The 10,629-nt window shown below is 69.5% G+C and carries 8 protein-coding genes; 7 read left to right on the top strand and 1 reads right to left on the bottom strand.

The window, feature by feature from the left end:
• Window positions 1–49: 49 nt before the first annotated feature.
• Window positions 50–1,882 (bottom strand): NAD-dependent malic enzyme, encoded by a 1,833-nt coding sequence (locus HMPREF3099_RS06290; protein ID WP_070705207.1) that lies wholly within the window; start codon window positions 1,880–1,882, stop codon window positions 50–52.
• A 406-nt stretch (window positions 1,883–2,288) separates the two neighbouring features.
• Between HMPREF3099_RS06290 and cas3 the strand changes: the two genes are divergently transcribed.
• From cas3 to cas1e, 7 genes are all read left to right on the top strand, one after another.
• A complete protein-coding gene (cas3, locus tag HMPREF3099_RS06285) occupies window positions 2,289–5,087 on the top strand; it encodes a CRISPR-associated helicase Cas3' (RefSeq protein WP_168168462.1) in 2,799 nt (932 codons plus the stop codon).
• A gap of 2 nt (window positions 5,088–5,089) precedes the next feature.
• Entirely contained in the window at window positions 5,090–6,736 is a 1,647-nt protein-coding gene (casA, locus tag HMPREF3099_RS06280; protein WP_168168461.1) for a type I-E CRISPR-associated protein Cse1/CasA, read from the top strand.
• Complete coding sequence (gene casB, locus HMPREF3099_RS06275; protein WP_083323556.1) at window positions 6,733–7,413, top strand: type I-E CRISPR-associated protein Cse2/CasB; 681 nt, start codon at window positions 6,733–6,735, stop codon at window positions 7,411–7,413. Before casA ends, casB begins: the two co-directional genes overlap by 4 nt.
• 35 nt (window positions 7,414–7,448) lie before the next feature.
• Window positions 7,449–8,615, top strand: a complete 1,167-nt coding sequence (gene cas7e, locus HMPREF3099_RS06270) for a type I-E CRISPR-associated protein Cas7/Cse4/CasC (RefSeq protein ID WP_070705205.1) — start codon at window positions 7,449–7,451, stop codon at window positions 8,613–8,615.
• Complete coding sequence (gene cas5e / locus HMPREF3099_RS06265; protein ID WP_070705204.1) at window positions 8,612–9,310, top strand: type I-E CRISPR-associated protein Cas5/CasD; 699 nt, start codon at window positions 8,612–8,614, stop codon at window positions 9,308–9,310. Before cas7e ends, cas5e begins: the two co-directional genes overlap by 4 nt.
• Complete coding sequence (gene cas6e, locus HMPREF3099_RS06260) at window positions 9,307–10,029, top strand: type I-E CRISPR-associated protein Cas6/Cse3/CasE (protein WP_070705203.1); 723 nt, start codon at window positions 9,307–9,309, stop codon at window positions 10,027–10,029. Before cas5e ends, cas6e begins: the two co-directional genes overlap by 4 nt.
• Before the next feature lie 17 nt (window positions 10,030–10,046).
• The coding region (cas1e, locus tag HMPREF3099_RS06255; RefSeq protein ID WP_070705202.1) for a type I-E CRISPR-associated endonuclease Cas1e at window positions 10,047–10,629 on the top strand (583 nt) is incomplete at its 3' end.

The following is a 10,629-nucleotide window of genomic DNA, read 5'->3' as shown; positions in this document are numbered from 1 at the left end:
CGGCTCCCCACCCGGGGAGCCGGCCCTCTCGCCGTACCTGTGGCCTGCCTCAGCCCTTCAGGCGCGGCAGGCGCGGGCGCCAGCGGCTCAGCGGCGAGTCGTCACCGGTGTGCCGCACGCCCTGGGCGCCCGGGTCGGTGGGACGGGCGCTCGGCGTCTCGATGGAGTCCACCACCTCCACCTCCGGGTACTCCGGGGTCCACATGAGGTTGGCGATGGTCTCGCGCGGGTTGTCCAGCTCCAGGGTGGCCACCCCCTCCTCGACGGCGGCGGCGGCCACGCGCTCGGCCACGGCCGCGGACACCGAGCGCAGCTCCCGCATCGAGGGCAGCACGGCCGCGCCCTGCGTGCCCACGGTGGTCATGTCGGCCACGGCCTGGGCGGCGGCGGTGATCATGCCGTCGGTCAGGCGGGTGGCGCGCACGGCCACGGTGCCCAGCCCCATGCCGGGGAACACCAGCGCGTTGTTGGCCTGCGCGATGGTGTAGGTCACCTCGTCGCGGACCACCGGCTTGAACGGCGACCCGGTGGCGATGAGCGCGCCGCCGTCGGTCCACTCCAGCAGGTCCTCCGGCACGGCCTCGGCCTTGGCGGTGGGGTTGCTCAGCGGCAGGATGATGGGCCGCTCGGTGACCGAGGTCATCTCGCGGACGATCTCCTCGGTGAACGCCCCGGCCTGCGCGGAGGTGCCGATGAGCAGGGTCGGCTTGGCCTGTCGCACGGTCTCGGCCAGCGAGTAGTTGCCGTCCTCGTCGGCCTGCCAGTCGGCCAGCTCGTCGGTGGGGCGGGCGTAGCGCTCCTGGAAGGGGCGCATCCTGCCGCCGGTGTGGATGAGGCCGCGGCTGCCCAGACCCCAGAAGCGGCGGGTGGCCTCGTCGGCGTCCAGACCCTCGCTGATCATGATGTCGCGCATCAGGTCGGCGATGCCGATGCCGGCGGTGCCCGCGCCGTGGATGACCACGCGCTGGTCGGAGAGCTGCTCGCCCTTGGCCTTGCACGCAGCCAGGGCAGAGGCCACCACGACGGCGGCGGTGCCCTGGATGTCGTCGTTGAACGAGCACACCTGGTCGCGGTAGGTCTCCAGGATGCTGTGGGCGTTGGAGGCGCCGAAGTCCTCCCAGTGCAGCAGGGCCTTGGGGAAGCGCTCCTGCACGGCCTCCACGAAGTCGCCGATGAAGGCCTCGTACTCCTCGCCGCGCACGCGGTCGCGGCGCAGGCCCAGGTAGTTGGGGTCGTGCAGCAGGGCCGGGTTGTCGGTGCCCACGTCGAGCACCACCGGGAGCACCCGCATCGGGTGGATGCCGGCCGCGGTGGTGTACACGGCGGACTTGCCGATGGCGATGCGGATGCCGCCCACGCCCTGGTCGCCGATGCCGAGGATGCCCTCGGAGTCGGTGACCACCACGATGTCCACGTCATCCGGGCCGTTGCCGTAGGCGGCCAGCGCGGAGGCGATGCCCTCTGCGCCGCCGTGGTCCTCGATGGACAGGTAGATGCCGCGCTGACGGTCGAAGGTGGAGGAGAACTGCTGGATGGCCTCACCCACGGTGGGGGTGTAGATGATCGGCATCATCTCGTCGAGGTGCTCGGCCACCAGGCGGTGGAAGAGGATCTCGTTGAGGTCCTGCAGCGAGTTCAGGTACACGTACTTGGCCAGGTTGGTGGGCTGCATCTGGAACTGGCCGTAGCAGCGGCGCACCTGGCCGTCGATGGTGTTGACCGCCGGCGGGATGAGGCCGCGCAGACCCAGCGCGTCGCGGTCCTCCGGGCTGAAGGCGGACCCGCGGTTGAGCATGGGGCGCGCCAGGACCTGGCGGCCGCGGACGGCGATCTGGACGGTCTCGTGGCCGTCTTCGTTGCGGAACTGGTACTGGCGAGGCATGGAGCCAACGTAGTGCCCTGCGCGCCGCGCGTCGCGGGCGGTGCGCGGTGTACCGGGTGAGGGGGGTGGGATTGTCCTCGAGAGGCCGCGAGCCCTGCGGGATGGGGTGACGCGCACCCGGCGTGGTGTCGGGGTGGCGCGTCACCCCACCTCATCCCGGACGGGTCCGGGAACACGGGTAGCCCGCAGGTTGAGAGGGGCTCATCACTGAATCCTCAGTGCAGGGGAACTGTAGTCACCGAACCAGGGATCTGGATTGTATAAATCTCTCAACTTGGGGGTTTGGGGGTTGACCAGACGGGTTCGGTCCTCTACCTTCAAGACACTGGCAGGTGTGGCGGATCACACAACGGTTGGCGCGCTCGCTCTGGGTACGAGGTCGAAACGGGCGTTGGAGGAGGTGTCAGTGCAGTACGAGTGGAGCAGCGCTGCATGGAGCCTGTGGGCGAAGACCGGGGAGGAGCCTGAGGACTGGCTCAGCCTTCCCCGCCACCTCGAGGACACGGCGGCGGTTGCGCGGCTGCTGTGGGAGTGGTGGCTGGCGCCCGGGGTCCGCGACCGGCTCGATGCGGAACTCGACCTGCGCGGTGAGGGCGCGAACCTGCTGGCGTGGCTGGCCGGCGTCCACGATGTGGGCAAGGCCGCCCCGTCGTTCCAGTCGCAGCTCATGGCCCGAGGGGACCGGACCTCGTTCGCGGACCGGGTTATCGATGCCGGACTGCCACTGCGGGGCCCCGCACTGGCCGGCGACCGCTACCCCCACTCGGCGGGGAGTGCCTGCGCTGTCAAGAGGTGGCTCCCCTCGGCCGTCCCGGGAGCCTCGAAGAAGGTGGCGGAGCGACTCGCGTCGGTGGTGGGAGCCCATCACGGCCTGCCGTCCCGGATCGGCATGGAAAAACGAGCTGCCCTGGACTCCGGGGGTCCCTGGCGGGCCGTGCAGGACGAGCTGCTCGTCGGGATCACCCACCTCACCGGCGCCGAGGGAGTCATCCGGCGTCTTCCCGTGGAGACGGAGCTTCGGCACCACCTGATGCTGTTGTCCGGACTGGTCGTGATGGGCGACTGGATCGCCTCCAACCAGGACCTCTTCCCCCTCAACGTGCCCCATGACGCATCCTCGGAGAGGCGCGCGGGCAGGGCGTGGATGGACCTTGATCTCGGTGAGCCGTGGGCCACGCAGCCGCTGCCGGAGGACGCGGGGTCTGCCTATGCGGTCCGCTTCGCTTGGCCCGGAGGTCGTACTCCCTGGCCCGTCCAGGCGGATGCGCTCCGCGTGGCCAGGGGGTTCACAGGGCCGGGGCTGCTGTGCATCGAGGCGCCCATGGGTGTTGGCAAGACCGAGGCTGCCCTCGCGGCTGCGGAGGAGCTCGCCCGCACCACCGGCCGCACCGGGGTGTTCGTGGCGGCGCCGACCATGGCGACCTCGGATGCGCTCTATACCCGCGTCGCGGCATGGGCCGAGCGGGCGGGGATGCCGGGGCGCCCGGCATCGCTCTTCCTCGCTCACTCGAAAGCCACGCTGAACGATGAGGCCCGGTCACTTCCCCGCCGTGGGCTCGGCGTGCGGAGCGTGGCCGTTGATGCACCGGGAGCCCACGAGTCGGTGGTGGCGCACCAGTGGCTGACGGGCCGCAAGAAGGGTTTGTTGTCGAGCATCGCTGTGGGCACCGTGGACCAGGTCCTGCTGATGGCGTTGCAGGCCAAGCACTCGATGCTCCGGCACCTGGCCCTGGCGTCGAAGGTCGTGGTGATCGATGAATGTCACGCCTATGACACATACATGGGGCGCTACCTACAGCGTGCGTTGCACTGGTTGGGGGCCTACGGGGTGCCGGTGGTGCTGCTCTCCGCGACCCTGCCGCCCGGCATCAGGGGTGAGCTCGTGAGGGCCTACCGGGCTGGCCTCACGGCCACACCGGCACAGTCCACGGAGGTGCCGGACACCGCTGATGCCTACCCCGTCCTGACGGCCGCAACAGCCGAGGGGGTCACGGCCACTACGTCAGAACGCTCCGGGCGTGAGCTCCGCCTGGATGTGCGGCCGATGTCCGATGAGGATGATGACCTGGCTGCGGCGATGTCCCGTGTGCAGCACGAGGGTGGCTGTCTCCTCGTGGTCTGCAACACCGTCGCCCGCGCCCAGCACGCCTACCGGCTGGCTCGGGTGCTCGTCGGCAGCGATGCTCGGCTGGTGCACGCCCGGTTCATCGCCTCGGACCGCGTGACGAAGGAACGGGAGCTGCTCCATGACCTCGGCCCTGGGGCCGCGCGCGGAGCAGGGCGCCCCCCACGGCGGATCGTCGTGGCGACCCAGGTGGTGGAACAGTCCCTGGACCTGGACTTCGACGCCATGGTCACGGATGTGGCCCCCGTCGATCTCGTGCTGCAGCGGGCGGGCCGCGTCCACCGTCACACGCGCCCGGTGGGCGATCGGCCTGTGTGGGCCCGGGTGCCACGCGTCCACGTAAGGGGGGCTCAGTCGTGGGGCAGCGACGACGGGGCTCCTGAGTTCGAGCCGAGTCAGGTGCTCGTCTACGACCGCGCGACGCTCCTCGCATCCACCGCAGCTCTCGGCCTCCACACGGGAGGCGCGAGCGTGTCCATTCCTAGCGACATTCCGCGCCTCGTGCGCGAGGTGTACTCCGCAGCCCCGCAGATCCCGGCTCCGTGGGCAGACGCGTGGGAGCGGGCTGCCGCCGAGCTCGACGCGCGCACGGCGGATCAGCGATCCCGCGCCGCCACCTTCCTCCTGGACACCCCCCGCTCCGCCGAGCGGTTCGGCGCCCTCTGGGCGATCGACTCCCGCGACGTGGACTCCGCGGGCGGTGAGGCACGGGGTCTGGCCCAGGTTCGGGACTCGTCGCCCACGATCGAGGTTCTCCTGACGCGTTCGGCCAGTGGTGGGTACACGCTCCTGGACGGAGGTGCCGACGCCCCGGTCGTGTCCACCGGTCAGGTGCCGCCGTGGCCGACTGCGCAACACATTGCGGCCTCGTCGGTGCGTCTGCCCCACCGCTTCTCTCAGCCGTGGCTCTTCGATGCCGCGCTCGACCAGTTGGAGGCGGAGACGGATCTCGCGTGGCAGCAATCGCCCTCGTTGAGGGGTCAGCTGCAGCTGATGGTGGACGCGGAGGGGCGTGCCACGGTGGCGGGTCACCGGCTGCGGTACGACGCGGAACTCGGACTTCTGGAGGAGAAGGAATGACGATGAAGACGACGGCAACCGAAGGGTTCGACCTCATCCGCGAACCGTGGGTGCGCGTGCTCCTGAACACCGCGGAGAGTGTTGAGCTCTCGGTAATGGACGTCTTGGCCCGGGCGCGGGAGATCCAGCGCATCGCGGGTGAGTCGCCCCAGCAGGACGCCGCGCTCCTGCGCTTGCTGCTGGTGGTGTTCTGGCGTGCCCACCACCGGGACCCGAGACTTGCCGCGGCTGGTGCCTCGGGGCGGGCCGAATGGTGGGTCGAGCAGTTCACGGGGTCGGAGGATGAGGCGTCGCAGCGACGCGTGGCCGAGTACCTGGGGGACATGTCCCCGCGGTGGGACCTGAGACACCCTGACCAGCCGTTCATGCAGGTGGCGGGTCTGGCCACTGCGTCCGGCAAGCGTGACCCCATCACCAAGCTGGTCCCCGACGCGGAGTCGCCGTACTTCTCCGTGCGAGCGGCGGACGGCCTCGACTCCGTGGCCGCTGCAGAGGCAGCTCGGTGGCTCGTCCACCTGCAGGCCTGGAACTACTCGGGCATCAAGTCCGGTGCGGTGGGTGATGACCGGGTGAAGGGAGGGAAGGGGTACCCCATCGGGACCGGGTGGAGCGGACGCGCGGGGACCGTTGTCCTCCACGGGCGCAACCTCGCGGAGACCCTGGCGCTCAACACCCCGCTGTCCGTGGTCTTCGGGGAGTCGATGGCTCGTGACCTTCCCGTGTGGGAGCAGGAGGTCAGCACCGCTGCGGCGCGGGGGGCTCAGCGTGCTGCGGGGCCCTGTGACCTGCTCACCTGGCAGTCGCGGCGTGTGCGGTTGTTCTGGGAGGAGGGTCGCGTGACGGGCATTCTCGTGGCGAACGGCGACCGCATCGAGTCCCAGAACGAGATGTCCGACCCGATGACGGCCTACCGGTTCAGCGAGCCCCAGTCGAAGAAGGCGGGAAAGGACGTCTGGATGCCGCGCGCGCACAGTGAGGTACGCACTCTGTGGCGAGGCGTTGAGCCGTTGCTGAAGCACCACGAGGACGCCTCCGCCACGGTCCACCCGCCGGCCACGGTCACCGGACTGAGGGACCTCTGGGACGAGCACATGGACCTGCTGGACGATGACGTCGTCGTGACGGCGGAGCTCATCGGCGCGGTGTACGGCACGCAGGACGCCGTGGTGACGTCGACGATCCACGACGAGGCGCCGCTTCGCCTGAGTGCCCTGGCGACCAACGACCCGGCGGTTTCGCACACGATGATCTCCGCTGCCGGGGCCACCATGAACGTGGCCGTCGCCCTGGGGCAGTTCTCGGCCATGCTGCGACAGGCCGGGGGGCGGGAGTACGAGTTCGACGCTGCTGCTACCGAGACAGCCCTCGCGATGTTCGACGAACCGTTCAAGGACTGGCTGGCGCGCTTCACCCCCACGGAGGACCTCGTGGCGCAGCGTGACCAGTGGTTGCGTCTGGTGAACGACCTCGTGGTCAATCAGGCCAGGACGTTGACGGCGGGCGTCTCTCCGGCAGCCATCGTCGGGCGTGAGGGGGAGGACGGCCGGCTGACCAGTGCCGCCACCGCGTGGTCGCTGCTGAGGCACCGGCTCCAGAAGGAGCTGGGTGCAACGGCAACGACACCCCGACCTGGGGAGCACGCGAGATGACCAGAGACCTCGACGAGAAGGGACGGGACACCATGACTGTCACCGACACGGAGACGGAGGCGACGGAGGCGAGTCCGCCGTCGCTGTACAAGGCGGTGGCCGCAGCCGCCCACCGGCTCCAGCGGGACCTCCTCGGGCAGGATGCCCAGCGGTCCGCGCGAGCGCGTGGGGTCTTGAGCCGGCTTCGGCGTGCGGCAGCCCAGCAACCGGGGGAGGACCCCCGCGCGTGGTGGGAGGTCTCGGAGGAGGTCCTCGGTGAGCTTCCGGAGGGAGACCTCGGCCGAGGGGATACGCCCTCGCACTCCGAGTGGGCTGCCTTCGTGGCAGTGACCCTCTTCAGCATCCACCAGCAGTCCCACGCGCAACCCATGCACGTTGCGGGCGTCAGCCTCGGTGAGGCCGTCGGGACACTGCGTCGTCGCACGGAGAGCGGCTCCATCAAGCCCCGTCTGGACGCGCTCATGCTCGCGACTACTGAGGCAGGGATCCGCTATCACCTTCGATCCCTCATCGGGCTGCTGAACGCGCACTCCATCCCCCTGGACTACGGCCGACTGGCTGAGGACCTGCGCCGGCTGCGCACTCCTGCCCGGCGGCGTGACGTCGTCATTCGATGGGGGCGCGGTTACGCAGCCTCCCTGCACCCTCGCCCCGCTGCCACGACCAGCACCGAGTGACCCCTCCGACACCGACACCACAGGAGAACCTGACCATGAGCACCTTCATCGACATCCACGCGCTGCAGACCCTGCCGCCGAACAACATCAACCGCGACGACACGGGGTCGCCCAAGTCCGCCACCTTCGGTGGTGTTCCCCGCCAGCGCGTGTCCTCCCAGGCGTGGAAGCGAGCCATCCGCCGCGACTTCCCCAACTACCTCGACCGGTCCGAGCTGGGGGTGCGCACCAAGCGGGTCGTCGAGAAGATCGCCTATCGCGCGGTGGAGCTGCAGGGCATCGAGCAGCCGAGTCTCGAGGACGAGCAGCACCGTGCACTGCTGCTGACCGCGGCGCAGGGCGCAGAGGCACTGCTGGCGAAGGCCGGGTTCAAGCCGGCCAAGCGCAAGCTCAAGAAGGACGCCACCGAGCAGGAGCAGCTGGACGCGATCTTCTCCGAGGTGTCCTACCTGCTGTTCCTCAGTGACCAGCAGGTGACCCGTGCCGCCGAGGCGGTCAACGCCGACCCCGAGTCGGGTTGGTCCAAGAAGGACGCCGCGGCGATCGTCGACAACGACCACTCGGTGGACGTGGCGATGTTCGGCCGGATGGTTGCCGATGAGCCGGCCTACAACGTGGACGCAGCGGTGCAGGTGGCCCATGCCATCGGGGTGAGTGCCTCGGAGCCGGAGTTCGACTACTTCACGGCCGTGGACGACATGGCCGAGGGTGCTGAGGAGTCCGGTGCCGGGATGATCGGCACGGTCACGTTCACGTCGTCCACCCTGTACCGCTACGCAAACATCGACCTGGAATCGCTGGGCGAGAACCTGGGGTCCGAGGAGATGGCGCAGCGTGCGGTGAACGCCTTCGTGAAGGCGTTCATCACGTCCATGCCCTCGGGCAAGCAGAACAGCTTTGCCAACACCACCCTGCCGGAGGCGGTGGTCGTCGTGGTGCGGGATGACCGTCCGGTCTCCTGGGTGAACGCCTTCGAGGAGCCGGTGGTGGAGGGGGCCGCGGGTGGCCGTCGCCGTGTGGCGGCAGAGAAGCTGGCTGCTGAGGCGGCCTCTCTCGACGACATGTACGACGCCCACCCCCGAGCTGCCTGGGTCATCACCACGGACGCTCTGGCGGAGGCACTGGAGCCTGTCGGCGAGCGCGTGAACCGCACCGAGTTGTTGGAGCGGCTCGACGCCGAGATCCGCGGGGACGTGGCATGACGGCACTTCTTCTGCGGCTCAGAGGGCCGCTGCAGTCATGGGGCGACGACAGCCGCTACACCGAGCGACGGACCCATCACACCCCGACGAAGTCCGCCGTGGTGGGCCTGTTGGCAGCAGCCGAGGGGCGGCGTCGTACCGAGACCGTGGAGGACCTCGTCGCCCTGGAGTTCGGGGTGCGCGTGGATCAGCCCGGAACCCTGTTGCGTGACTACCAGACCGCCATCGACTGGCGGAAGGGGCCGCCCGCGAGGCTGAGCAACCGCTACTACCTGGAAGACGCGTGCTTCGTCGTGGCCGTGTCGGGCCCGGAGCAGGTGCTCCGGGGGCTGGAGGGAGCGCTCCGCTCACCGCGGTACCCGCTGTACCTGGGGCGCCGTTCCTGTCCGGTGAGCCATGACCTCGTCATGGGACTGGAAGACGGCGACGTGGAGGCAGCGCTGCGGCAGGTGGAGTGGCAGGCTTCCGCCACCCACCGGCGGACGCGGCCACGACGGGTTCCGCTGAGCATCTACCGTGATGCCCGTCCTGGAGAGGAGGTCGAGGAGCGGGTCCACGACGTCCCGGTCAGCTTCGACCCACGACACCGTGACTACGCATGGCGGTCGGTGTTCATGCCGGCGCCGCACGTGGTGGAGAACCCCGACGGCCGAGAGGCGTTCGATCCGTTCTGGGAGGCGGTGGCTGGGGCATGACGGTTTTGACCCGCATGGCAGTGAATCCAGCGACGCGCAGCGGCCGGAAGATCGTGTTCAACCGTCAGGCGATGCACGCCGCCGTGATGGCGGCCTTCTCGCCGGAGAGGCACGAGGAGATGGAAGGGCGCCCTCTGTGGCGTCTCGACCACGACGGTCATCGGCACGTGCTGTACGTTGTCAGCCCCGTGGAGCCTGATCTGACCCACGTGGTGGAGCAGGCGGGCTGGGCCGGTGAGTCGTGGTCATCGACGGACTATGGGCCGTTCCTGGCGCGCCTGCGCACCGGCCAGAGCTGGGGATTCCGGTTGACGGCCAACCCGGTAAAGAACGTGGCGCAGGCCGGTGCCCGCAGCAAGATCCTGCCGCACGTGACCCCGGCCCAGCAGTTGTGGTGGCTGGCACGCCGGGCGGAGGGGTGGGGCTTCGGTCTGCCGCTGGAGGGCGGTGAGCTGTACGTTCCCGGTGAGGAACCGTCGGCGACTGACTCTGAGCCTCCCTCGGTGATGGTGTCGAACAGTCAGGACGAGCGGTTCGGTAGGAAAGACGCTGGCCGCGGCGGAGCCAAGGTGACGCTCCGGATGGCCCAGTTCGACGGCATCCTCCAGGTGACGGACGCCCAGCGGCTTCGAGAGGCCCTCGTCTCGGGCATGGGCCGCGCGAAGGCCTACGGGTGCGGCTTGATGACCCTGCGGCCGGCGGTCGAGGGCTCCGCATGACGGGGCCGGGGCGTCGCATGGAAGCCAGGGAGCTGACGCGTGTGGCGCACCGGCTCTCGTTCATCTACCTGGAACACGCGACGGTCCATCGGGATGGGAACGCCGTGACCGCAACGGTTCAAGACGGCGTGGTGCACATCCCCTCCGCCGCCTTGGGCTGTCTCCTCCTCGGGCCCGGCATGCGCGTGACCCACGCGGCGATGTCCCTGCTCGGCGACTCCGGAGCGTCCGTCGTCTGGGTGGGAGAGAACGGTGTGCGGTACTACGCCAGTGGTCGATCCTTGGCTCGCTCTACGCGGCTCCTGGTGCGGCAGGCCGAGCTCGTCTCCAACACCCGCTCGCGCCTGGCGGTGGCCCGGAGGATGTACGAGCTGCGCTTTCCCGGTGAGGACGTGTCCACCTTGACCATGCAGCAGCTGCGGGGGCGTGAAGGAGCCCGCGTGCGGCGCCTCTATCGGCATCATGCCAAGAGGACAGGGACGGAGTGGAAACGCCGCGACTACGACCCGGATGCGTTTGATGACGGCGACGTCGCCAATCGGGCCCTCACGGTGGCGAACACCAGCTTGTACGGCTCTTCGGAGTTGAGCGTGGGTCATG

Source organism: Kytococcus sp. HMSC28H12 (genome assembly GCF_001816045.1).
Classification (GTDB): Bacteria; Actinomycetota; Actinomycetes; order Actinomycetales; family Dermatophilaceae; genus Kytococcus; species Kytococcus schroeteri.
The sequence above is the reverse complement of the archived record's forward strand: the minus strand, read 5'-3'. Positions and strand labels throughout refer to the sequence as shown.

What these genes read in the sequence shown, in the direction of transcription:
- casB (WP_083323556.1), top strand. Translation starts at nt 6,733, where the DNA reads ATGACCAGAGACCTCGACGAGAAGGGACGGGACACCATGACTGTCACC.
- casA (WP_168168461.1), top strand. Translation starts at nt 5,090, where the DNA reads ATGAAGACGACGGCAACCGAAGGGTTCGACCTCATCCGCGAACCGTGG.
- cas7e (WP_070705205.1), top strand. Translation starts at nt 7,449, where the DNA reads ATGAGCACCTTCATCGACATCCACGCGCTGCAGACCCTGCCGCCGAAC.
- HMPREF3099_RS06290 (WP_070705207.1), bottom strand. Translation starts at nt 1,882, where the DNA reads ATGCCTCGCCAGTACCAGTTCCGCAACGAAGACGGCCACGAGACCGTC.
- cas5e (WP_070705204.1), top strand. Translation starts at nt 8,612, where the DNA reads ATGACGGCACTTCTTCTGCGGCTCAGAGGGCCGCTGCAGTCATGGGGC.
- cas6e (WP_070705203.1), top strand. Translation starts at nt 9,307, where the DNA reads ATGACGGTTTTGACCCGCATGGCAGTGAATCCAGCGACGCGCAGCGGC.